Origin of the sequence: Pseudomonas sp. 10(2024) (assembly GCF_045164175.1) — a bacterium.
GTDB lineage: Bacteria > Pseudomonadota > Gammaproteobacteria > Pseudomonadales > Pseudomonadaceae > Aquipseudomonas > Aquipseudomonas alloputida.
Genome location: NZ_CP174006.1, coordinates 5,188,049 through 5,211,478, shown reverse-complemented (window position 1 = coordinate 5,211,478; position 23,430 = coordinate 5,188,049). Strand labels below are relative to the sequence as shown.

General features: G+C 63.0%; 23 protein-coding genes. 14 read left to right on the top strand and 9 right to left on the bottom strand.

Translation table 11 applies throughout. From position 1 onward, the window contains the following. The first annotated feature begins 29 nt into the window (after nt 1-29). The 11 genes from rsfS to ACI7M0_RS23570 all read left to right on the top strand — a co-directional run bounded on the left by rsfS (nt 30) and on the right by ACI7M0_RS23570 (nt 10,436). A complete protein-coding gene (gene rsfS, locus ACI7M0_RS23620) occupies nt 30-449 on the top strand; it encodes a ribosome silencing factor (protein WP_009685825.1) in 420 nt (139 codons plus the stop codon). Nucleotides 450-459: 10 nt separating this feature from the next. Beyond that, entirely contained in the window at nt 460-927 is a 468-nt protein-coding gene (gene rlmH, locus ACI7M0_RS23615) for a 23S rRNA (pseudouridine(1915)-N(3))-methyltransferase RlmH (protein ID WP_003249722.1), read from the top strand. Between the two features lie 16 nt (nt 928-943). Beyond that, nucleotides 944-2,833, top strand: coding sequence for a penicillin-binding protein 2 (gene mrdA / locus ACI7M0_RS23610; RefSeq protein WP_010955422.1), 1,890 nt, complete (start codon nt 944-946; stop codon nt 2,831-2,833). 38 nt (nt 2,834-2,871) lie between these two features. Next, nucleotides 2,872-3,975 carry a rod shape-determining protein RodA gene (rodA, locus tag ACI7M0_RS23605; RefSeq protein ID WP_003249727.1) on the top strand — a complete coding sequence of 368 codons (1,104 nt, stop codon included), beginning with the start codon at nt 2,872-2,874 and terminating at the stop codon, nt 3,973-3,975. Between the two features lie 17 nt (nt 3,976-3,992). Next, nucleotides 3,993-5,003 carry a lytic murein transglycosylase B gene (gene mltB, locus ACI7M0_RS23600; RefSeq protein WP_129932654.1) on the top strand — a complete coding sequence of 337 codons (1,011 nt, stop codon included), beginning with the start codon at nt 3,993-3,995 and terminating at the stop codon, nt 5,001-5,003. Next, on the top strand, nt 5,003-6,004 hold the full coding sequence (locus tag ACI7M0_RS23595; protein ID WP_064491146.1) for a septal ring lytic transglycosylase RlpA family protein: 1,002 nt from the start codon (nt 5,003-5,005) through the stop codon (nt 6,002-6,004). The genes mltB and ACI7M0_RS23595 overlap by 1 nt, the downstream gene beginning before the upstream one ends. Before the next feature lie 219 nt (nt 6,005-6,223). Then, a complete protein-coding gene (locus ACI7M0_RS23590; RefSeq protein WP_010955418.1) occupies nt 6,224-7,384 on the top strand; it encodes a D-alanyl-D-alanine carboxypeptidase family protein in 1,161 nt (386 codons plus the stop codon). 73 nt (nt 7,385-7,457) lie between these two features. Beyond that, nucleotides 7,458-7,733 (top strand): DUF493 domain-containing protein, encoded by a 276-nt coding sequence (locus ACI7M0_RS23585; protein ID WP_010955417.1) that lies wholly within the window; start codon nt 7,458-7,460, stop codon nt 7,731-7,733. Beyond that, nucleotides 7,733-8,380, top strand: a complete 648-nt coding sequence (gene lipB / locus ACI7M0_RS23580; RefSeq protein WP_003249738.1) for a lipoyl(octanoyl) transferase LipB — start codon at nt 7,733-7,735, stop codon at nt 8,378-8,380. Before ACI7M0_RS23585 ends, lipB begins: the two co-directional genes overlap by 1 nt. A gap of 2 nt (nt 8,381-8,382) precedes the next feature. Continuing rightward, nucleotides 8,383-9,399 carry a lipoyl synthase gene (gene lipA / locus ACI7M0_RS23575; protein ID WP_003249742.1) on the top strand — a complete coding sequence of 339 codons (1,017 nt, stop codon included), beginning with the start codon at nt 8,383-8,385 and terminating at the stop codon, nt 9,397-9,399. A 98-nt stretch (nt 9,400-9,497) separates the two neighbouring features. Beyond that, entirely contained in the window at nt 9,498-10,436 is a 939-nt protein-coding gene (locus tag ACI7M0_RS23570) for an LD-carboxypeptidase (protein ID WP_020191773.1), read from the top strand. Between the two features lie 33 nt (nt 10,437-10,469). Here ACI7M0_RS23570 and ACI7M0_RS23565 read toward each other — a convergent pair whose 3' ends face one another. From ACI7M0_RS23565 to leuS, 5 genes are all read right to left on the bottom strand, one after another. Then, nucleotides 10,470-11,786: a lytic murein transglycosylase gene (locus ACI7M0_RS23565; RefSeq protein ID WP_010955414.1), complete on the bottom strand. Its 1,317-nt coding sequence runs from the start codon at nt 11,784-11,786 to the stop codon at nt 10,470-10,472. 60 nt (nt 11,787-11,846) lie between these two features. Next, a complete protein-coding gene (gene arfA, locus ACI7M0_RS23560) occupies nt 11,847-12,011 on the bottom strand; it encodes an alternative ribosome rescue factor ArfA (protein ID WP_003249747.1) in 165 nt (54 codons plus the stop codon). 1,045 nt (nt 12,012-13,056) lie between these two features. Further along, entirely contained in the window at nt 13,057-14,094 is a 1,038-nt protein-coding gene (gene holA, locus ACI7M0_RS23555; RefSeq protein ID WP_014592530.1) for a DNA polymerase III subunit delta, read from the bottom strand. Between the two features lie 39 nt (nt 14,095-14,133). After that, on the bottom strand, nt 14,134-14,739 hold the full coding sequence (gene lptE, locus ACI7M0_RS23550) for an LPS assembly lipoprotein LptE (protein WP_020193850.1): 606 nt from the start codon (nt 14,737-14,739) through the stop codon (nt 14,134-14,136). 61 nt (nt 14,740-14,800) lie between these two features. Further along, on the bottom strand, nt 14,801-17,407 hold the full coding sequence (gene leuS, locus ACI7M0_RS23545) for a leucine--tRNA ligase (protein ID WP_020193849.1): 2,607 nt from the start codon (nt 17,405-17,407) through the stop codon (nt 14,801-14,803). 227 nt (nt 17,408-17,634) lie between these two features. On the opposite strand from leuS, the gene ACI7M0_RS23540 reads away from it, so the two are divergent. Both ACI7M0_RS23540 and ACI7M0_RS23535 read left to right on the top strand, forming a co-directional pair. Continuing rightward, nucleotides 17,635-17,949 carry a hypothetical protein gene (locus ACI7M0_RS23540; RefSeq protein WP_129933920.1) on the top strand — a complete coding sequence of 105 codons (315 nt, stop codon included), beginning with the start codon at nt 17,635-17,637 and terminating at the stop codon, nt 17,947-17,949. A gap of 134 nt (nt 17,950-18,083) precedes the next feature. After that, nucleotides 18,084-18,845, top strand: coding sequence for a YdcF family protein (locus tag ACI7M0_RS23535; RefSeq protein ID WP_010955410.1), 762 nt, complete (start codon nt 18,084-18,086; stop codon nt 18,843-18,845). Nucleotides 18,846-18,991: 146 nt separating this feature from the next. Here ACI7M0_RS23535 and lnt read toward each other — a convergent pair whose 3' ends face one another. From lnt to ACI7M0_RS23515, 4 genes are read right to left on the bottom strand one after another with little or no spacing between them, the layout of a single operon-like run. Then, on the bottom strand, nt 18,992-20,509 hold the full coding sequence (gene lnt, locus ACI7M0_RS23530) for an apolipoprotein N-acyltransferase (protein WP_110160098.1): 1,518 nt from the start codon (nt 20,507-20,509) through the stop codon (nt 18,992-18,994). A gap of 8 nt (nt 20,510-20,517) precedes the next feature. Further along, the gene (locus ACI7M0_RS23525; protein WP_003249762.1) at nt 20,518-21,357 is read right to left on the bottom strand and encodes an HlyC/CorC family transporter; all 840 of its coding nucleotides are present in this window, start codon (nt 21,355-21,357) and stop codon (nt 20,518-20,520) included. A 25-nt stretch (nt 21,358-21,382) separates the two neighbouring features. Further along, complete coding sequence (ybeY, locus tag ACI7M0_RS23520) at nt 21,383-21,856, bottom strand: rRNA maturation RNase YbeY (protein ID WP_010955408.1); 474 nt, start codon at nt 21,854-21,856, stop codon at nt 21,383-21,385. Then, on the bottom strand, nt 21,849-22,847 hold the full coding sequence (locus ACI7M0_RS23515; protein WP_014592526.1) for a PhoH family protein: 999 nt from the start codon (nt 22,845-22,847) through the stop codon (nt 21,849-21,851). The genes ybeY and ACI7M0_RS23515 overlap by 8 nt, the downstream gene beginning before the upstream one ends. Before the next feature lie 256 nt (nt 22,848-23,103). Here ACI7M0_RS23515 and ACI7M0_RS23510 point away from each other — a divergent pair, with 256 nt between their 5' ends. Continuing rightward, entirely contained in the window at nt 23,104-23,430 is a 327-nt protein-coding gene (locus tag ACI7M0_RS23510) for a DUF1820 family protein (protein ID WP_003249769.1), read from the top strand.

The following is a 23,430-nucleotide window of genomic DNA, read 5'->3' as shown; positions in this document are numbered from 1 at the left end:
CCTCATCCAACGAGTTGAACGAGTTTTATATGACCAAGCAGAAAATTTACGGCGAAGAACTGGTCGCAGTGACCAAGGCAGCGCTGGAAGACGTCAAGGCCCAGGACATCCAGGTCATCGACGTGCGCGAGAAGCACAGCCTGACCGACTACATGATCATTGCCACCGGTACCTCCAACCGCCAGATCAACGCGATGGCCGAAAAGGTCCGTGAAGCGGTCAAGGCCAAGGGCGCCCAGCCACTGGGTGAAGAAGGCAAAGGCGACAGCGACTGGGTGCTGCTGGACCTGAACGACGTCATCGTGCACATGATGACCGCCGCTGCCCGCCAGTTCTACGACCTTGAGCGTCTGTGGCAGGGTGCCGAGCAAAGCCGTGCCGCCGATGGCAAGCACCACAGCCCGGACCATGCCCACGAGTACTCCGACAAGCTCAAAGACCGCGAATAAGGAAAGCGCTGTGCGTCTGCGCCTGATTGCGGTCGGCTCGCGCATGCCGAAGTGGGTCGAGGAAGGCTGGCATGAATATGCCAAGCGCCTGCCCGCCGAGCTGTCGCTGGAGCTGGTGGAAATCCCGCTGAACACCCGTGGCAAGAATGCCGACGTCGCCCGCCTGATCCGTCAGGAGGGCGAAGCCATGCTGAGCAAAGTGCAGCCTGGGGAACGCATTGTCACCCTCGAGGTCCATGGCAAGCCATGGAGTACCGAGCAGCTGGCCACCGAGCTGGACCGCTGGCGCCTGGATGCGCGCACGGTGAATTTGATGGTGGGCGGCCCGGAGGGCCTGGCGCCTGAGGTTTGCGCGCGCGCCGAGCAACGTTGGTCGCTGTCGCCGCTGACTTTGCCGCACCCGTTGGTAAGGATACTCATCGGCGAGCAGATCTACCGCGCCTGGACCGTGTTGTCCGGGCACCCTTACCACAAATGAGCCTGTAAGCAGTCCGATGTCGCAGCCGATCCGTCTCAAGGACCACGAGAAAGACGCCCGCCTGGTGCGCAAACGCGTCGTGGTCGGCGCAGTCGCGATCATGCTGCTTGTCTGCGTGCTGATCGCGCGGCTCTACTACCTGCAGATCATCCAGTACGACTACCACTCCACGCTGTCGGAGAACAACCGGGTGCATGTGCAGCCGATCCCGCCGACCCGCGGGCTGATCTTCGACCGCAACGGGGTGATCGTTGCCGACAACCGGCCCAGCTTCAGCCTGTCGATGACCCGCGAACGTGCGGGTAACTGGCAGGAAGTGTTGGATACCATCGTCGAAGTGCTGGACCTCACCGCTGACGACCGTGCCCTGTTCGAGAAGCGCATGCGCCAGGGCCGCCGGCCATTCGAGCCGGTGCCGATCCTGTTCGAGCTCAACGAAGAGCAGATCGCCCGCGTGGCGGTAAACCAGTTCCGCCTGCCGGGTGTGGAAGTGGTGGCACAGCTGGTGCGGCATTACCCGCAGGGTGCGCATTTCGCCCATTCGGTGGGTTATGTAGGGCGGATCAACGAGAAAGAGCTGAAAACGCTCGACCCGGTGAACTACAGCGGTACCCACCATATCGGCAAGACCGGCATCGAGCGCTTCTACGAGGCCGCCCTGCACGGTCAGGTGGGTTACGAGGAAGTCGAGACCAACGCCCGTGGCCGGGTGCTGCGGGTGCTCAAGCGCACCGACCCGAAGCCGGGCAAGGACATTGTGCTGAGCCTGGACATCAAGCTGCAGGAGGCCGCTGAAGCCGCCCTGGGAGGCCGGCGTGGTGCAGTGGTTGCGCTCGACCCGCGAACCGGCGAGGTGCTGGCGATGGTGAGTCAGCCTAGCTTCGACCCCAACCTGTTCGTCACCGGCATCAGCTTCAAGGCCTATGCCGAATTGCGCGATTCGATCGATCGGCCGCTGTTCAACCGCGTGCTGCGTGGCTTGTACCCGCCGGGGTCGACCATCAAGCCGGCGGTGGCTATTGCCGGTCTGGACAGTGGCGTCGTGAATGCCAGCAGCAGGGTGTTCGACCCTGGCTACTACCAGTTGCCCAACTACGACCATAAATACCGTAACTGGAACCGTTCCGGTGATGGCTGGGTCGACTTGGACACCGCCATCATGCGCTCGAACGACACCTACTTCTATGACCTTGCGCACAAGATGGGCATCGATCGCTTGTCCAGCTACATGAACAAGTTCGGTATCGGCCAGCGGGTTTCCCTCGATATGTTCGAGGAGTCTGCCGGGTTGATGCCGTCGCGCGAATGGAAGCGTGCCACCCGTCGCCAGGCCTGGTTCCCTGGCGAAACCCTGATTCTCGGCATCGGCCAGGGCTACATGCAGGCTACGCCGCTGCAACTGGCTCAGGCCACTGCACTGATCGCCAACAAAGGTGTGTGGAACCGCCCGCACCTGGCCAAGACCATCGAAGGCCTGCCGCCGGTGGACGACAACCCCATGGAAGACATCGTGCTGCGTGACAAGTCCGACTGGGCCAAGGTCACCCATGGCATGGAACAAGTGATGCACAACGCCCGCGGTACCGCGCGCAAGGCAGCTGCCGGAGCCCAGTACCGCATTGCCGGCAAGAGCGGTACCGCCCAGGTGGTGGCGATCAAGCAGGGCGAGAAGTACGATCGCAATAAACTCCAGGAGCGCCACCGCGACCATGCCCTGTTCGTCGCGTTTGCCCCAGCCGAAGCCCCGAAAATCGTGGTTTCGGTGATGGTCGAGAACGGTGAGTCCGGCTCGGGTGTCGCCGCTCCGGTGGTACGCCAGATCATGGACGCCTGGCTGCTCGACGAAAATGGCCGGCTCAAACCCGAGTTCGCGCCCGCCACCGTTACCCAGGAATCGGCCCTGTGATGAACAATTTCGATCGCATGCTCTCCAGCGAGGATGTGATGCGTCGGCGTGCGAGCTTTCTGCAACGCATCCATATCGACGGCCCCTTGCTGATCATTCTGCTGACCCTTGCAGCCGGCAGCCTGTTCGTACTGTATTCGGCCAGTGGCAAGAACTGGGACCTACTGCTCAAGCAAGCCACCTCGTTTGGCATCGGTCTGGTGTCGATGTTCGTCATCGCCCAGCTGGAGCCGCGCTTCATGGCGCGTTGGGTGCCATTGGCCTACCTGGCCGGGGTGCTGTTGCTGGTAGTAGTGGACGTGATGGGCCACAACGCCATGGGGGCCACACGCTGGATCAACATTCCGGGGGTGATCCGCTTCCAGCCCTCGGAATTCATGAAGATCATCATGCCGGCGACCATCGCCTGGTACCTGTCCAAGCGCACCTTGCCGCCCCATTTGAAGCACGTGGCGATCAGCCTGGTGCTGATCGGCGTGCCGTTCATGCTGATCGTACGTCAGCCCGACCTGGGGACCGCGCTGCTGATCCTGGCCTCCGGTGCCTTCGTGCTGTTCATGGGCGGCTTGCGCTGGCGCTGGATCCTCAGCGTGCTGGCGGCAGCCGTGCCCGTCGCGGTGGCAATGTGGTTCTTCGTCATGCACGACTACCAGAAGCAGCGGGTATTGACCTTCCTCGACCCTGAAAGCGACCCGTTGGGCACCGGTTGGAACATCATCCAGTCCAAGGCGGCGATCGGCTCGGGCGGGGTGTTTGGCAAAGGCTGGCTGCTTGGCACGCAGTCGCACCTGGACTTTTTGCCGGAAAGCCACACCGACTTCATCATCGCCGTGCTCGGCGAGGAATTCGGCCTGGTAGGCATCTGCCTGCTGCTGATTGTCTACCTGCTGCTGATCGGCCGTGGCCTGGTGATCACCGCCCAGGCGCAGACCCTGTTCGGCAAGCTGCTTGCGGGCAGCCTGACCATGACTTTTTTTGTATACGTGTTCGTCAATATCGGAATGGTAAGCGGCCTTCTGCCCGTGGTGGGCGTGCCGTTACCTTTCATCAGCTATGGCGGAACATCGTTGGTGACGCTGCTGTCAGCGTTTGGCGTTTTGATGTCGATCCATACGCACCGCAAATGGATCGCGCAGGTTTGAATAAGGTGAACAATTTCATGCAAGCAGTGCGTAACTGGGCTGCCCGTTGTGCGCCTTGGATCGGTGCGGTGGGCCTGTTCGGCGCTGTACAGCTGGCCCATGCCGGCGAATACGACGGCTCGCCCGAGGTAGCCGCGTTTGTTGGCGAAATGAGCCGCGACTATGGTTTTGCGCCTGAGCAACTGATGGGTGTGTTTCGTGAGGTGCAGCGCAAGCAGTCGATTCTCGACGCCATCTCGCGCCCGGCCGAGCGGGTCAAACCGTGGAAGGACTACCGGCCGATGTTCATCACCGATGCACGTATCGCTCGCGGTGTGGATTTCTGGCGTCAGCACGAGGCTGTATTGGCACGTGCCGAGCAGGAGTACGGGGTACCTGCGCAGTACATTGTCGCGATTATCGGCGTGGAAACCTTCTTTGGCCGCAATACCGGCAACTACCGGGTGATCGACGCCCTGTCGACGCTGGGCTTCGACTACCCGCCACGGGCCGAGTTCTTCCGCAAGGAGCTGCGAGAGTTCCTGCTGCTGGCCCGTGAGGAGCAGCTTGATCCCTTGACGCTCAAGGGCTCGTACGCCGGCGCCATGGGGCTGCCGCAGTTCATGCCAAGCAGCTTCCGCAACTACGCGGTGGACTTCGACGGGGACGGCCATATCAATATCTGGAACAACCCTGACGATGCCATCGGCAGCGTGGCCAGCTACTTCAAGCGCCACGGCTGGGTGGCCGGCGAGGGTGTGGTCAGTCGCGCCTGGGTGGAAGGTGGGCGCGCCGAGGAAGGCCTGACCACCGGCATCGAGCCGGTGAAAACGGTAGGGGAGTTGCGTACGCTTGGCTGGTCGGTTCATGATTCGCTGCGCGATGATCTGCCGGTTACCGCCTTCCGTCTCGAGGGCGAGAGTGGTCCCGAGTACTGGATGGGCCTGAAGAACTTCTACGCGATCACTCGCTACAACCGCAGCGTGATGTATGCCATGGCGGTACATCAGCTTGCGGAACAGCTGGTTCAAGTACGGGGCGTCAAGTAATGCGCGCAATCATCTCTGGCAACGCTTTCAAGCTGCTCACCTGCCTCGCCGTCGGTGTGGCGCTGGTCAGCTGCTCTTCCAACCGCCCGGCCCCGAAAAGCAGTGGTAATGTCGTGCGTAGCCAGCCGGGCCTGGACATCAACCGGGCGCACAAGGACGGCGCACCGTGGTGGGACGTGGATGTGAACAAGATCCCCGATGCCACCCCGACCGTGCACACCGGTAACTACAAGGCCAACCCGTACACCGTGCTTGGCAAGACCTACTACCCGATGCAGGACTCGCGCAACTACCGCGCCGAGGGTACGGCATCGTGGTACGGCACCAAGTTCCACGGGCAGAACACTGCCAACGGCGAGCTGTACGACCTGTATGGCATGAGCGCAGCGCACAAGACCCTGCCGCTGCCAGCCTATGTGCGGGTGACCAACCTGGCGAACGGCCGCAGCGTGATCCTTCGGGTGAACGACCGTGGCCCGTTCTATTCCGACCGAATCATCGACTTGTCCTATGCTGCCGCGAAAAAGCTCGGCTATGCCGAGATCGGCACCGCGCATGTGCGCGTCGAGGGTATCGACCCGCAGCAGTGGTGGGCTCAGCGCGGCCAAACACCGCCGATGGTGCTGAAGGAGCCGCAAGTGGCGCAGACCCAGGCAATACCGGCCAGTACCGGGCGGGTCGAGCAGTGGACCCCGCCGCCACAGCAGCACGCAGCGCCCGTGGTACCCGTGCAGGTGGGTGGCAACAACGTGCCCGGCGGTAGCGGTGGCAGTTTCTTGCAGGTAGGCGCGTTCGCCAACCCGGACGCTGCCGAGTTGCTGCGCGCCAAGCTCAGCACCATGGTCAATGCACCCGTGTTCATCAGCTCGATCGTGCGTAACCAGCAGACCCTGCACCGCGTGCGCCTGGGGCCGATCGGCAGCCAGGGCGAGATCCAGCAAGCACAAGACAGCATTCGCCTGGCGAACTTGGGGCAGGCAAAGCTGGTCACAGCAGACTGACTGTGGGAGCGGCGCGCCTGCGAAGACGGCAACACCAAACTATCGGTTTTGTCATGAATTGCCGGTCGCGGCCATGTACAATGACCGCTTTTGCCCGCAGCGACATAAAGCCGCACGTTCGCGGGCCAGGCCATAGGCCATAAAACTAGACTGACTGGCGCTGGGCACATGATCTTGCCCAGGGAACATCTCAGACCATTAGCGATTTTCGAGAGACGGATGAACATCACCAACCTTGCCAAACGACTTTGCCTGCCTGTACTGCTGCTGATCACGCCTGCCGCCTTCGCGGCGGAGCAGATGACGCCGGCGCCACCGCAACTGGCAGCCAAGTCCTACGTACTCATGGACGCGTCCAGCGGCAACGTGCTGGTCGAGAACAACGGTGACGAGCGCCTGCCGCCAGCCAGCCTGACCAAGCTGATGACCGCCTATATCGCCACCCTGGACATCCGTCGCGGCCAGATCGGTGAAAGCGACCCGGTTACCGTCAGCGAAAACGCCTGGCGTACCGGCGGTTCGCGCATGTTCATCAAGGTTGGCAGCCAGGTAACGGTCAGCGACCTGCTGCACGGCATCATCATCCAGTCCGGTAACGACGCCTCGGTCGCCTTGGCCGAGCACATCGCCGGCAGCGAAGACGCCTTCGCCGACATGATGAACAAGACGGCTGCCGACCTGGGCATGACCAACAGCCACTTCATGAACCCGACCGGTCTGCCGCACCCCGAGCATTACTCGTCGGCGCACGACATGGCGACCCTGGCTCGCGCGATTATCAACGTCGACCCGGCCCACTACGCCATCTACTCGCAGAAAGAGTTCTTCTGGAACAACATCAAGCAGCCTAACCGCAACCTGCTGCTGTGGCGTGACAAGACCGTCGATGGCCTGAAAACCGGTCACACCGACGAAGCCGGCTACTGCATGGTGGCTTCGGCGGTTCGTGACGGCCAGCGCCTGATCGCCGTGGTGTTCGGTACCAACAGCGAGCAATCGCGTGCTGCCGAAACCCAGAAGCTGCTGACCTACGGTTTCCGCTTCTTCGAAACCCAGACCTTCTACCAGAAAGGCACCGAGCTGACCCAGGCGCCGGTTTGGAAGGGCGCTACCAGCCAAGTCAAGGCTGGCCTGGCTGACGACCTGACCATGACTATGCCTAAAGGCCAATTGAAGCGCCTGCAGGCTTCGATGACCATGAACCCGCAGCTCACCGCACCGATCGCCAAAGGTGACGTGATCGGCAAAGTGGAAGTCAAACTGGACGAAAAAGTGATTCACAGTGCCGACCTGATCGCCCTTGATGGCGTCGAGGAAGGTGGTTTCTTCCGCCGTATGTGGGATAGCATCCGTCTATTCTTCTACGGGTTGTTCAACTGATACGTGACCTGCATGCCCCCGCGCCTACCGCGGGGGTGTTGTTGTTGCCACGGCTTACGAGGCCGTTTCCGCCATGAGCGAACCAGACGTCAAGTCGCACAAGATCGAATTCCCTTGCGACGATTACCCGATCAAGGTCATCGGTGACACCGTTGTCGGTTTCAAGGACATGGTCATCGAGGTTCTCAGCAAGCACGCCAAAGTCGACCTTTCCACCCTGGCCGAACGCCAGAGCAAGGAAGGCAAGTACACCACCGTGCAATTGCACATCGTTGCCGAAAGCGAGAACCAGCTGCACGATATCAACAGCGCCCTGCGCGCTACCGGCATCGTGAAAATGGTGCTTTGATGTCCGCCTGTCTCGGTTTTCGCGAGCTTGGCCTGCAGCCCTATGAACCGGTGCTGGAGGCCATGCGTCGTTTTACCGAGCAGCGCAGCCCGGACAGCCAGGATGAAATCTGGCTGGTCGAGCACCCTGCGGTTTTCACCCAGGGGCAGGCCGGCAAGGCCGAGCACCTGCTGGTGCCGGGCGACATCCCGGTGGTGCAAACCGACCGCGGCGGCCAGGTCACCTACCATGGCCCCGGGCAGCTGGTGGCCTACCTGCTGCTGGATGTGCGCCGGCTGGGCTTTGGCGTGCGTGAGCTGGTCAGCCGTATCGAGCTGGCCCTCATCGACCTGCTCGCCAGCTATGCTGTTCAGGCGTCTGCCAAGCCCGATGCCCCGGGTGTCTATGTCGACGGAGCGAAAATCGCCTCCCTCGGCCTGCGAATTCGCAACGGCCGTTCGTTTCACGGCCTTGCCCTGAACGTGGACATGGACCTTGCGCCATTCCGCCGAATCAACCCCTGCGGCTATGCGGGGCTGGCGATGACCCAGCTGCGCGACCTGGCAGGTCCGATCGAACTCGACGAGGTCAGGACAAGGCTGCGCGGACAGCTGGTCAAGCACCTCGACTACGCTGAGCAGACGACCCTCACGGGCGGAATCGACTGAATATGACAACTGTGCAAGAAGCCGTGCCGAACCTGATACCTACCCAGGATGCCACCCCGCGCCCAGCGCCGAAGAAGGTGGAAGCTGGGGTCAAGCTGCGTGGTGCCGACAAAGTCGCGCGCATCCCGGTGAAGATCATCCCTACCGATGAGCTACCCAAGAAGCCCGACTGGATTCGCGTGCGTATCCCGGTGTCGCCCGAGGTAGACCGCATCAAACAACTGCTGCGCAAGCACAAACTGCACAGCGTGTGCGAAGAGGCCTCCTGCCCGAACCTGGGCGAGTGCTTCTCGGGTGGTACCGCCACCTTCATGATCATGGGTGACATCTGCACCCGTCGTTGCCCGTTCTGCGACGTTGGCCACGGTCGACCGAAGCCGCTGGATCTGGACGAGCCGAAAAACCTGGCTGTTGCCATTGCCGACCTGCGCCTGAAGTATGTGGTGATCACCTCGGTGGACCGCGACGACCTGCGTGACGGTGGTGCCCAGCACTTTGCTGACTGCATCCGGGAAATCCGCGCGCTGTCGCCGGGCGTGCAGTTGGAGACCTTGGTGCCGGACTACCGTGGCCGTATGGACGTTGCCCTGGAAATCACCGCGCAAGAGCCGCCGGATGTGTTCAACCACAACCTCGAGACCGTACCGCGCCTGTACAAGGCCGCGCGCCCGGGTTCGGACTATGACTGGTCGCTGGACTTGCTGCAGAAGTTCAAGCAGTTGGTGCCGCACGTACCGACCAAGTCGGGCCTGATGCTCGGCCTGGGCGAAACCGACGAGGAAGTGATCGAAGTGATGCACCGCATGCGCGAGCATGACATCGACATGCTCACCCTTGGCCAGTACCTGCAGCCGTCGCGCAGCCACTTGCCGGTGCAGCGTTTCGTTCACCCGGACACCTTTGCCTGGTTCGCCGAGGAAGGTTACAAGATGGGCTTCAAGAACGTTGCTTCTGGCCCGCTGGTGCGTTCTTCGTACCACGCCGACCAGCAGGCCCACGAAGCCAAGATCAAGCTCTGAGCTATGCTCTAGCCTAGAGCGGAGCCACAGATGCCGATGCGCGCCCAAGGGCGGCATCGGCATTTTTGTTTGTGTCCCATGCGCTGCAAGGAGCCGCGATGTATTGCGCCAAAACCTTCCAACCCACCCTGCCAGCCGCGCTGCCGGCCAACGCATGTTTTGCCATTGTCGCCCCGGCGGGCGCGGCGCGGCTTGATGCGCACAAGGTTAGCCAGTGGTTCGTTGACCGCGGCTACCGTTGCCATATCTACCCGGGTGCCCTGCAGGCGCAGGGCTACCTGGCGGGGCCGGACCAGCAGCGCCTGCAGGACTTGCATGCAGCGTTTGCCGATCCGGCCATGGACGCCATCCTGTGCATGCGTGGGGGCTACGGCAGCATGCGCCTGCTTGACCAGCTCGACTTTGAACTGATCCGGCGCAACCCCAAGCCGCTGATCGGCTACAGCGACATCACCGCGTTGCATACGGCGATCTACCGGCATGCCGGGCTGGTGACCTTCCATGGGGGGATGCTCAATGCCGACCTGTTGGGGGCCAAGTTGCCACCGACCGAGTCGTCGTTGCTGGCGCAACTGGGTGGGCATGTGAGGGCAGGCGAGCAGGTCGCGCACCCGGCGGGCTTCGCATTGGACTGCGTGCTGCCGGGGGTGGCCAGCGGACCGTTGCTGGGGGGCAACCTGTCGATGCTGGGGGCGACCATGGGGACCCTTGCCGAGCTGGATACCCAGGGCTGCATCCTGTTCATCGAGGACGTCAACGAGCCGCTGTACCGGGTGGATCGGCTGCTGACCCAGCTACGCCTGGCAGGCAAGCTGGAGGGGATCAAAGGTGTACTGGTGGGCGATTTTGCCGGGATTACCACCGCAGCGCTGAAGCCATTGCTGGAGGATACGTTTGCACCGCTGGGTGTGCCGGTGCTGGCGGGCTGGCGCAGCGGGCACTGTGACCCGAATGTATGTTTGCCCCTGGGGGCTCGGGTGAGGCTGGACAGTGTTCAGCAAACACTGGTGCTGGAGCAGGACCTGTTCAGGGCGTGAAACTACCGGGGCCGCGCAGCGGCCCCGAAATGCCTACTGCTGCCGCAGGCTCTCAAGCAGCTTATGGGTCGGGTAGCCATCCGCCGGCCAGCCCAGCCCTTGCTGGGCATTGCGGATCGCCTTGCGGGTATTGGCCCCGATAATGCCATCTGCATTACCCGCATCATGCCCGCGGCTGTTCAGCAAGTTCTGCAACTCCATGCGCTCGGTGCGGCTGAGCGGCAGATCCTCTTTCGGCCAGCTGCCGGCAATGAAGCCCCAGCCGCTGAAGCGATCCCCGAGCAGGCTCACCGCCAAGGCATAGGACGACGAGTTGTTGTACTTGAGGATGGCGCGGAAGTTGTCCAGCACCAGGAACGCCGGGCCGCGTGCACCGGCCGGCAGCAGCAGGGCGGCAGACAGCTGGTTGCTACCTGCCGGCAGCTGGGTGCCCGCTGGCAGTTTCACGCCCATCGCCAGCCATTCACTCACCGGTTTGCGCAGTGCGCCATCGGCCTGCCAGAAGTCGAAACCAGCCGGCACCTGTACCTCGAAGCCCCACGGTTGGCCGCGTTTCCAGCCCGAACTCTGCAGGTAGTGCGCTGTTGAGGCCAGGGCGTCTGGTGTGCTGTTCCAGATGTCGCGGCGGCCATCGCCGTCGAAGTCCACGGCATGGGTGTTGTAGGTGGTCGGGATGAACTGGGTCTGGCCCATGGCGCCGGCCCACGAGCCACGCATGGCTTCAGGCTGGATGTCACCATGCTGGATGATCTGCAGTGCGGCGATCAGCTGGTCTTGGGCGAACTGTGGGCGGCGGCCCTCATAGGCCAAAGTGGCCAGCGAGCGGATCACCGACTTGCTGCCCTGGAACTGGCCGAAGTTGCTTTCCATGCCCCACACCGCGACCAGCACCTGGCGGTCCACGCCATAGCGTTGCTCAAGGCGAGTCAGCAGCTCGGCGTTCTGCTCCAGCAGCTTCTTGCCGTTGCGCACACGCAGGGGCGACAGGGCGCCTTCGAGGTATTCCCACACCGGGCGGGTGAACTCCGGCTGGCTGCGGTCTGCCTTGATCACGTCCAGGTCGGGGGTGACACCGAGGAAGGCGCGGTCGAAGGTGCTCGGCGAAATGCCGGCTTGCAGGGCCTGCTCGCGGAAGCCTGCTTGCCATTGGGCGAAGGTTTGCAGGGGCTGGATGTCAGTGCTGACGTCGGGCGTTGCGCCGGGCACGGTCACCACGGGATTGGGTTGGGCAGGGGCCAGCGGCAGCGCGTCGGCGGCGGTGGGCTTTTCCGCACAGGCCACGAGCAGGATGAAGCTGGAGGCCGCGATCAGCTGGCGGGTTTCCCAGCGGGGGATAAGACGGAAGAGCATGCACAGATCCAGAGTTGCAGGTCAGGTGACGACCATACCATGCCTGCGCTTGCGATGCTTTCATGCAGCCAAAAAGTAGGAAGCCTCCCAATCTCTCGATTGGAAGGCTTCGCGGCGGTAGCTGCCTTTGCCCTTGTTCGGTTGTTCCTGGCGGCAGCGGAACAGTGGCTGGGCAACGATGGACTTGGCCTTGTTGGGGCCGTGCTTTTTCGGCTTTTTGCTCATGGCGGGCTTCCCGGGTTGGGTGGGTTCGGGCGCACTGTAGGCCCCCCGAGGGGTGGGGGCCAATTGATTGTGTATATGGTCGAGGCTCTGGTGCCTTGTGTAGGAGCGGGTTCACCCGCGAATACGGTGGCGGCGGCAACGGTGAACGGCGCGTGGAGATTGGCTAGCAGGGCCGGCCTCTTCGCGGGTGAACCCGCTCCTACACGACGGCCTGTGTCCAACCCCCCGAGGTGTGTCCACCACCAATCTGCGTAGGAGCGGGTTTACCCGCGAATACGGTGGCGGCTGCGACGGTGAACGGCGGGTTGAAATTGGCCAGCAGGTCCGGCCCTTTCGCGGGTAAACCCGCTCCTACGGCGGCCTGTGTCCAACCACCGATCTGTGTCCACCACCAATCTGCGTAGGAGCGGGTTTACCCGCGAATACGGTGGCGGCGGCAACGGTGAACAGCGGGTGGATATTGGCCAGCAGGGCCGGCCTCTTCGCGGGTGAACCCGCTCCTACACGACGGCCTGTGTCCAACCCCCGAGGTGTGTCCACCACCAATCTGCGTAGGAGCGGGTTTACCCGCGAATACGGTGGCGGCTGCGACGGTGAACGGCGGGTGGAGATTGGTTAGCAGGGCCGGCCTCTTCGCGGGTGAACCCGCTCCTACACGACGGCCTGTGTCCAACCCCCGATCTGTGTCCACCACCAATCTGCGTAGGAGCGGGTTTACCCGCGAATACGGTGGCGGCTGCGACGGTGAACGGCGGGTGGAAATTGACCAGCAGGGCCGGCCCTTTCGCGGGTTACCCGCGAATACGGTGGCGGCAGCAACGGTGAACGGCGGGTGGAAATTGGCCAGCAGGGCCGGCCTCTTCGCGGGTAAACCCGCTCCTACACGACGGCCTGTGTCCAACCCCCGAGGTGTGTCCACCACCAATCTGCGTAGGAGCGGGTTTACCCGCGAATACGGTGGCGGCGGCAACGGTGAACGGCGCGTGGAGATTGGCCAGCAGGGCCGGCCTCTTCGCGGGTAAACCCGCTCCTACAGTGGCCCCAGTCACTCGGGAGGCAGGGCCAGGCGTTGGCCAGCCATCAACAGCGACAGCCGCGCCAGGCCAATCCAGGGCGAACCTTCAGCCTGCCCTTTGATCTGCGCATCGATTCGCTGGGCATCCTGCAGCAGTTGCGCCCAACGCTGCGCCGAGAGGCGCTGCAGGGCCTTGCTGACCAGCGGTCGGCGTTTGTCCCAGATGGGCGGGCGGGCCTGGCTGAACGCTTTGTCCAATGGCACGCCTTGGCTGAACTGCTGGGCTAGCCCCGCCAGTTGGCGCAGCTCGCGGGCCAAGGCCCAGAGGATGACTGGCGGCTCCACACCTTCACCGCGCAAGCCTTCGAGCATGCGCAGGGCATGCGCAGCCTCGCCGTTGAGAATGGCATCGACCAGGCCGAAGACATCGAAGCGGGCACTGTCGGCGACGGCAGCCTGCACGGTTTCCACGGTGATCTGGCTGCCTTCGGCCAGCAGCTTGAGTTTTTCGATTTCCTGCGCGGCTGCCAGCAGGTTGCCTTCCACGCGCGCGGCAATCAGGTCGACGGCATCACGCTGGGCTGACAGGCCGGCCTGTTGCAGGCGCTGGTTGATCCACTGCGGGAGCTGGTGCACATCCACCGGCCAGATCTGGATGAACTGGCAATGGGTGCCTTCGATCAATGCCTTGCCCCACTTGGTCTTCTGCGCACTGCTGTCGAGCTTGGGCAGGCTGATCAGCAGCAGCGTATCTTCGGCGGGGTTGGCGCAGTATTCCATCAGCGCAGCGGCACCCTTGTCACCGGGCTTGCCCGAGGGCAGACGCAGTTCCAGCAGGCGGCGCTGGGCGAACAGCGACAGGCTTGCACCGGCCTGGAGCAGGGTGCCCCAGTCGAAGTTGGCGTCGGCACTGAATACCTGGCGTTCATCGAAACCTTGCTGACGCGCGGCATTGCGGATGGCGTCGGCAGCTTCCTGGCACAGCAGCGGGTCGTCGCCACTGACCACGTAGACCGGTGCCAGGGCGCCTTGCAGGTGCTTGTTGAGTTGGGCGGGGGCGAGTTTCATGGGGAACAGACGGGGCGCCCGAGGGCGCCCCTCGCGGGCTTAGTTGCCCGGTACTTCCAGTGGCGATTGCTGAGGCGTCTCGGCTTGCTGGCGGCGGGCAGCCTCCAGCGCGGCAGCTTCGGCTTGGGCGCGCTCGTCGGCTTTACGCTGCAGCTCATCCAGTTGGGACGGGGACAGCATCTGCAAACGTACGACCATGGCGTTGACCAGGTCGCGGCGCATTTCTTCGCGGGCGCGTTTGGCTTCCTGCTCGGAGCCGGTGATGTTCGAGCCGTCACGCACGTAGACCTTGCGCACCTCCAGCTTGTCGCTCATCAGCTCCAGGTTGTTCAGGCCCAGGATGCTGTAGTCCAGCTTGGTGGTCAGCTCGTACTCGGCGGTACGGTTGCCGCTGTTGTAGGTCGCCGAGCGCTCGCGCTCCTGTTCGTTGGTCAGCACCAGGCGATACGGTGCGCCGGCGTGCACGTTGACGCCGCTACGTTCCAGCACTTCACGCAGCTGGAGCACGGTCGGGCCATAGGCATTGCGCGCGCTGACGTCCATTTCCTTCACGCTCAGCTCGGTGGCGCCGGTGCCGCGCAGCTGGAAACCGCAGGCGCTGAGCATGACCGCCAGGCCGATTACCAGCAAATTGCGTTTGATCATGTTGTTGCTCCCTTTTGGGCCTGTTCCGCCCACCCGCAATCGATGCGGGTGGGCGTTTTCATCAGTTGGCGACGATGTTGACCAGCTTGCCCGGTACCACGATGACCTTGCGGATGGTCAGGCCATCGATGAAGCGCAGGACATTCTCGTTGCTGCGGGCAGCGGCTTCGACTTCTTCGCGGCTGGCAGCGGCAGGCATCTCGACCTGGCCGCGCAGTTTACCGTTGACCTGAACCACCAAGGTAATGGAGTCCTGCACCAGCGCCTGTTCGTCGACGCTTGGCCAGGCGGCATCGATCACCGAGCCTGCGTGGCCCAGGTGCTGCCACAGCGCGTGAGAGATGTGCGGAGTGATCGGCGCCAGCAGCAGGGTGACGGCTTCCAGGCCTTCCTGCAGCAGGGCGCGGTCCTGTTCGGTGGCTTGCGGGGCCTTTTCCAGCACGTTCATCACGGTCATCACCTGGGCGATGGCGGTATTGAACTTGTGGAACTGGCCCACGTCGGTGCTGGCCTGCTTGATGGCAGCGTGAATGGCGCGACGGATGACCTTTTGCGCGTCGTCCAGGGCGGCAACATCCAGCTTGCCTGGCAGGCCCTGGCTGACGTGAGCCTGAGCCAGACGCCAGACACGGCGCAGGAAGCGGCTGGCACCTTCGACGCCGGAGTCGGACCATTCCAGGCTCATGTCGGGCGGCGAGGCGAACATCATGAACAGGCGGCAGGTGTCGGCGCCGTAGGCTTCGATCATGGACTGCGGGTCGACGCCGTTGTTTTTCGACTTCGACATTTTCTCGGTGCCACCGATTTCCACCGGCAAGCCGTCGGTCTTCAGGCGGGCGCCAATGATCTTGGCTTTGGCATCACGCTCGATTTCGACATCGGCCGGGTTGAACCAGTCCTTGCCGCCGTTGCTGGCAACGCGGTAGTAAGTCTCGGCGACCACCATGCCCTGGGTCAGCAGGTTCTTGAACGGCTCGTTCGAGGTGACCAGGCCTTCGTCACGCATCAGCTTGTGGAAGAAGCGCGCGTACAGCAGGTGCAGGATCGCGTGTTCGATACCGCCGATGTACTGATCTACCGGCAGCCAGTGGTTGGCGGCTTTGGGGTCGACCAGGCCTTTGTCGTAGTTTGGCGAGGCGTAGCGGGCGAAGTACCAGGACGACTCGACGAAGGTGTCCATGGTGTCGGTTTCGCGCTTGGCCGGAGTACCGCATTTCGGGCAGCTGCATTCGTAGAATTCAGGCATGCGCGCCAGTGGCGAACCGGCGCCGTCCGGCACCACGTTCTCCGGCAGGGTGACCGGCAGCTGGTCTTCCGGCACCGGGACGTCGCCGCAGGACGGGCAGTGGATGATCGGGATCGGGCAGCCCCAGTAGCGCTGGCGGCTGATACCCCAGTCGCGCAGGCGGAACTGCGTACGCGATTTGCCCAGTTCCTTGCGGATCAGGGCCGCTTCGATGGCGTCGAAGGCGCCAGCAAAGTCCAGGCCGTCGAACTCTGCGGAGTTGATCAGCTGGCCGTGCTCACCATAGGCGGCCTGCCACTCGCTGCCGACTTCATCGCCAGCGCTGGTGCGCACCACGGCCTTGACCGGCAGGTTGTACTTGTGGGCGAACTCGAAGTCGCGCTCGTCGTGGGCCGGCACGGCCATTACCGCGCCATCGCCGTAGTGCATCAGCACGTAGTTGGCGACCCATACTGGCAGCTTCTCGCCGGTGAGCGGGTGCTCGACCAGCAGGGAAGTGGCCATGCCTTTCTTCTCCTGGGTGGCCATGTCGGCTTCGGCAACGCTGCCGCTCTTGCACTCATCGATGAACGCCTGCAGCGCCGGGTTGCCCTGCGCAGCCTGGGTGGCCAGCGGGTGCTCGGCGGCGACGGCGACATAGGTGGCGCCCATCAGCGTGTCCGGACGGGTGGTGAAGACCTTGAGGGTGCCTTCGTGGCCGATGCTGGCCTTGTCGTACGGGAACTGGACTTCCATGCCGCGCGATTTGCCGATCCAGTTGCGCTGCATGGTCTTGACCTGCTCAGGCCAGCCCGGCAGCTCGTCGAGGCTCTCCAGCAGCTCGTCGGCGTAATCGGTGATGCGGAAGTAGTACATCGGGATTTCGCGCTTCTCGATCAGCGCGCCCGAACGCCAGCCACGGCCGTCGATGACTTGTTCGTTGGCCAGTACGGTCTGGTCCGCCGGGTCCCAGTTCACGGTACCGTTCTTGCGGTAGATGATGCCTTTTTCGAACAGGCGGGTGAACAGCCACTGCTCCCAACGGTAGTAGTCGGGTTTGCAGGTGGTGACTTCACGTGCCCAGTCGATGGCCAGGCCCAGGCTCTTGAGCTGGGTCTTCATGTAGTCGATGTTTTCGTACGTCCACTTGGCCGGGGCGACGTTGTTTTTCATCGCCGCGTTTTCCGCGGGCATGCCGAAAGCGTCCCAGCCCATCGGCTGCAGGACGTTCTTGCCCAGCATGCGCTGGTAGCGGGCAATCACGTCACCGATGGTGTAGTTGCGCACGTGGCCCATGTGTAGCTTGCCGCTCGGGTACGGGAACATCGATAGGCAATAGTAGGTGTCTTTGCCTGGCTGTTCGGTAACAGCGAACGATTGTTGCTCGTCCCAGAACTTCTGGGCGGCGGCTTCGATATCACGGGGCGTGTATTGTTCGTGCATGGCTACTTTTGGCTGAGAGAGAAGAGACCTTGTTCCAGGCAGCGGAACCTCGCTGCGTCCGGCACTCCGGTGTCGTTTAGAGTGAACGCCGTAGCATACAGCAGCGCCGCGCATCGTGGGAAACCTTCGTTGCGAATGCCCGCTGGTCGCGGCGCACGGCTGCTTTTTGCAACGACGCTAAGCTCAGGTGTGGGGGGAGATATTCTTACCTTCAATGAGGTGAACGGATGGGAGAGACGCAGCTACCCGCAATCAGACCGGAGCTTTACGAGCGCCTGATCGACCGGCTTGGCCTGGCACTGGAAACGGCCAGGACCGCGGTGCGATTGCGCGACGAGATGCCAGCTGAGCTTGAGTTGCGTGGCCTGAGCCACGCAGAGTTCGAAGTGATCAAGGCCTACCTGGAATCCCTTCCGGAGCGCCACAATGCCCCTGTCGGCAGTTACCCACAAGCGGAGCCGACATCGGCCAAGATCATCTGGCTCAAGGACAAGAAACGCCCCGCCAGTACGGCGAGATCCAGGACGCTGCCACATCGCTAGCCGTTCAGGACGCCAGGCGCAGGCTATCGCGCGCCGGTTCTTCAGAATCACACAACTCAAGATCGACGCCGGTACGCACTTGTTGACCGGCGTCGATCCTTCTAGGCTGCACGCCTGCCAAGGAGGTGTGGCCGATGCCGATCCGATTCTTCATCAAACAATGGCTGATGCCGCCGGGCGTGCTGTTCTTGCTGCTGCTTGCGGCATGGTGGCTGCGTACGCGGCGGCCCCGGTTGGCGGCGCTTTGCTTTAGCGTAGGGCTGGGTGGCCTGTGGTTGATGAGCCTGCCGCTGGTGGTGCAGGAAACCGCCCGTGTGCTGGAAAGTGAGCCGCCGCTGGCCGTGAGCGACTGGGCCGGCCTGGCGAGCCGGGCGGATGCCATTGTGGTGCTGGGCGCCGGGCGCGAGCGCGGGGACCCGGCCTGGGGTGGCGGTGACCAGCCCACGGCCACGGCACTGGAACGTATGCGCTTTGCCGCGCGACTGGCCAAAGCCTCGGGCCTGCCAGTGTTGACCAGTGGTGGGTTGCATTACGGCACGCCGCCCAGCGAGGCGAGGCTGATGGCGGAGCGCCTGCATGAAGATTTCGCTGTCGAGGTGAAATGGCGCGAAGAGGCCAGCCGCACGACCTGGGAAAATGCTCAGCTGACGGCCAAGGTGCTGCAGCCTTTGGGGTTTCGCCGGGTGGTGCTGGTGACCCAGGCCTGGCACATGCAGCGCTCACGCTGGAGTTTTGAACAGGCGGGGTTCGAGGTGGTGCCGGCGCCGGTGGGGTTCCTTGGGCGCGATCATGCGCGGCCGTTTGGCGGGCTGCTGCCAGAGAGCCGGGCGATGTGGCAGAGCGGGCAGTTGTTCAATGAAGTGGTGGGGTTGGTGGGGTATCGGGTGTTCTACTGATTCACCGGCTTACATAATCCCCTGTAGGACCGGGCTTGCCCGCGAAAGGGCCTGCCCTGCTGGCCAATCTCCACCCGCCGTTCACCGTTGCCGCGACTACCGTATTCGCGGGTAAACCCGCTCCTACAGTGGTCGCGTATCGCCAATCAGACGGTTTTTGCAATACGCCCTGCCAGCAACGCCCAGCCCAGCAGCAATGCACAGACAATCGCCAGCGGCCATGAGCGCCATTGCAGGTAAGGCGTCAGCTGCTGCATCGGCACCACCTCGCCATACAGCACGGCCTGCTGGAACTGCGGAATCTGCGTGGTAATGCGGCCAAACGGGTCGATCAGCGCGGTTACGCCGTTGTTGGTGGCACGGATCATCCAGCGGCCGGCTTCCAGCGCGCGCATCTGCGCCATCTGCAGGTGCTGCAAGGGGCCGATCGATTTGCCGAACCAGGTGTCGTTGCTGATGGTCAGCAGCAGGTCGCTACGCGCAGCCAGGCCGGCGGCGAACTCGGGGTAGACCACCTCGTAGCAGATGTAAGGGGCAATCTGGTAGCCCTTGGCCTGCAGCAGCGGCTGGTCTTCCGGACCGCGGGCGAAGTCGGACATGGGCAGGTTGAAGAACTCGATGGCCCCACGCAGCACGTCTTGCAGCGGCACATACTCGCCAAATGGCACCAGCTTCTGCTTGAGGTAGGTGCCGTCGCCTTCGCCAGTGACGGTGATGCCGTTGTAGTAGCGGCGCTGGTGGTGCACTTCTTCACGCACCGGCACGCCCGTGATCAGCGCCGAGTGGCGCTCGGCGGCGAAGCGGCCCATCACGTCGATGTAGCCCTGGGCCTGGTCCTTGAGCACCGGAACGGCGGTTTCTGGCCACACCAGCAGGTCCACCGGCCTGGAGCTGAAGCTCAGGTCACGGTATAGCGCCAGTTGCGCGTCGATGTGCGCAGGGTCCCATTTCAGGTCCTGCTCGACGTTGCCCTGGATCGCCGCCACTTTCAGCGGATCGCCTGCCGGAATGGTCCAGGCATGGCCCTTGAGCGCCAGGCCCAGCACCCAGGGGGCCAGCAACAGCACGCTGGCCACGGCCAGGAACGAGGGGCGGGTGCGCAGGCGGTGCAGGTTGCACAGCAGGGCGGCGGTGAGGGCGAGGGTGAAGGAAATCAGCCATACCCCGCCCAGCGGCGCAAGGCCGGCCAACGGGCCGTCCAGTTGGCTATAGCCGGCGTAGAGCCAGGGGAAACCGGTCAGGAACCAGCCGCGGAAGGCCTCTTGCAGTAGCCAGAGGGCGGCGAAGCACAGGGCGTCGGCCAGTGGTGCTTCGTTGCGCCGTAGCCAGCGCGCCCACAGCCAGGTGGGCAGGGCGAAGAACCAGGCCAGTGCGGCGAAGAACGCCAGCAACAACACGATTGCCAGCAGCGGCGAGGCGCCGCCGTAGGTGTTCATGCTGACGTAGATCCACCAGGTGCCGGCGCCATACAGGCCAAACCCAAACCACCAGCCACGCCACATGGCCTGGCGCGGGCTGAGCTCGCGCAGGCCAAGGTAGAGCACCGCGATGGACAGCACCGCCAACGGCCAGATGTCGAACGGCGCCAGGGCCAGGAGGGTGGAAGCACCGGCCGCCAGGGCCAGCAGGTTACCGGGCCAGCCGGGGCGGGTGATCCAACGCATGTTTGTCCTTAACGGGTGATCGGGGTCAGGCGCAGCAAGTGTATCCGCCGGCTGTCGGCGTTGAGAATACGGAACTTGTAAGACCCGATCTCAGTGGTTTCGTTGCGCTTGGGCAGGTGGCCAAAGGCGCTCATCACCAGGCCGCCGACCGTGTCGAACTCGTCATCGGAGAACTCGCTGTCGAAGAACTCGTTGAAGTTCTCGATCGGGGTAAGCGCTTTGACCAAAAAATCACCGCTGGGCAGTGGTTTGATGTAGCTGTCTTCCTCGACGTCGTGCTCGTCTTCGATATCGCCGACGATCTGCTCCAGCACGTCCTCGATGGTGACCAGGCCCGCCACACCGCCATATTCGTCGATGACGATGGCCATGTGATTGTGGTTGGCGCGGAATTCACGCAACAGCACGTTCAGGCGCTTGGACTCGGGCACGAAGGTGGCCGGGCGCAGCAGGTCCTTGATGTTGAAGCTGTCGCCGTTCTCCTTGAGGATCAGCGGCAGCAAGTCTTTGGCGAGCAGGATCCCGAGCACATCGTCATGGCTTTCGCCGATTACCGGGTAGCGCGAGTGCGCGGCGTCGATCACCGCCGGCAGGAACTCGCGAGGCGACTGGCCGGCCTTGATGCTGTTCATCTGCGAACGCGGCACCATGATGTCGCGAACTTGCAGGTCGGCGACCTGAATGGCGCCTTCGACGATGGTCAGCGCTTCGCTGTCCAGCAATTTGTTCTGATGGGCTTCGCGCAGCAGCTCAAGCAGCTCCTGGCGGTTTTTCGGCTCATGGGCAAAAGCCTGGGTCAGTTTACCCAGCCAGGACTTCTGCCCGTTGCTCGATCGATCTTCGCTCATGGCGGTTCTCGTGATCCTTCGTGTATCAGTGTGTGATTGTGTCGGTTTCATCATCGGCATACGGGTCGGGGTGACCCAGTTCTGCCAGCAATTCCCGTTCCAGGCTTTCCATTTCCTCGGCTTCCTCATCCTCGATGTGGTCATAGCCGAGCAAGTGCAGGCAACCGTGGATGACCAGGTGCGCCCAGTGCGCTTCCAGCGATTTGCCTTGTTCGGCCGCTTCGCGCTCGACCACCGCTACACAGATGACCAGGTCGCCCAGCAGCGGGATATCGAGCAGGTCATCGGGCACATCGGCCGGGAACGACAACACATTGGTCGCGTAGTCCTTGTGCCGGTAGGTGTGGTTCAGCTCGCGGCCTTCGGCTTCGTCGACCAGGCGAATGGTCATTTCCGAGTCGGCGCTGCGCTGGCGCAACGCCAATTCGCACCAGCGGCGCAAGGCGGCGTCTTCTGGAGTGGCAGCATCCGTGGCCCGTTGGATATCAAGTTCAAGCATCTTTGCCGGGCGCCTCGGGCTTGGGCTGGCGGGCTTCGAAGCGGTCGTAGGCTTCGACGATACGCTGAACCAGTGGGTGACGAACCACATCCTTGGGTTGGAAATGGGTAAAGCTGATCCCCGGAACGTCCTTCAGCACCTCGATGACGTGCGCCAGGCCCGACTTGGTGCCACGGGGCAGGTCGACCTGGGTTATGTCACCGGTGATCACCGCAGTAGAGCCGAAACCGATGCGGGTCAGGAACATCTTCATCTGCTCGAGCGTGGTGTTCTGGCTTTCGTCGAGGATGATGAAGCTGTTGTTCAGGGTGCGGCCACGCATGTAGGCCAGAGGGGCGATTTCGATCACCTGGCGTTCGATCAGCTTGGCCACGTGTTCGAAGCCGAGCATTTCGTACAGGGCGTCGTACAGCGGGCGCAGGTACGGGTCGATTTTCTGTGCCAGGTCGCCGGGCAGGAAACCGAGCTTCTCACCCGCCTCGACCGCCGGGCGCACCAGCAGGATGCGGCGCACCTGTTCGCGTTCCAGCGCGTCCACGGCGCAGGCTACGGCCAGGTAGGTCTTGCCGGTACCGGCCGGGCCGATGCCGAAATTGATGTCGTTGGCCAGGATTTCCTTGACGTAGCGCTGCTGGTTGAGCCCGCGCGGGCGGATGTTGCCTTTGCGCGTGCGCAGCGACACGCTGACCTCGTTGACGGCCGGGTTGTCGATGTTCTCGACAGCCGACTCCTGCAGGTACAGGTGCACGGTTTCCGGTGACAGGTCGGTGGCCTTGGTCTCGCGATAGAGACGGCGCAACAGCTGTTCGGCAGCGGAGGTGGTCCTGGGTTCGCCGATCAGCTCGAACTGATTGCCGCGGTTGCGGATCTCGATGGCCAGGCGCTGTTCGATCAGGCGCAGGTGCTCGTCGAACTGGCCGCACAAGTTGGCGAAACGGTGGGCCTCGAAAGGTTCGAGGATGAAACGATGGGGTTCTATGGGTGCGTTCAAGGTCGTTTTTAGCCGCTCGACGGCGATGGAGTTGAACTCAAGAATAACCCTTGAATGGCAGTGGCGAAAGCACTGAAACGATCAAGGGTTGGCTCAAGGTATATAGTGCCTGTTCTGGCCTCTTCGCGGGCATGCCCGCTCCCACAGGTACTGCACGGGTTTGAAGGTGGGTGCAATACCTGTGGGGCTTGCCCGCGAAGGGGGCGGTGCAGGTATGATCCCCGTCTTTTCTTACGCATGTGTTATCTGGCCAAACATGAGCAAACGCGAACCCGCCATCTATAAAGTGATCTTCCTGAACCAGGGTCAGGTCTTCGAGATGTACGCCAAGCAGATCTACCAGAGTGACCTGTGGGGCTTTCTGGAAATCGAGGAGTTCGTGTTCGGCGAGCGCTCGCAACTGGTCGTGGACCCGAGTGAGGAGAAGCTCAAGAGCCAGTTCGACGGAGTGGTCCGCAGCTTCGTGCCGATGCACTCGATTGTGCGCATCGATGAGGTGGAGCGCCTGGGCACGGCGAAGATCAGCGAGGCCAAGGGCGGCGGCAATGTGATGCCGTTCCCGATGCCAATGCCGGAAAAGTGA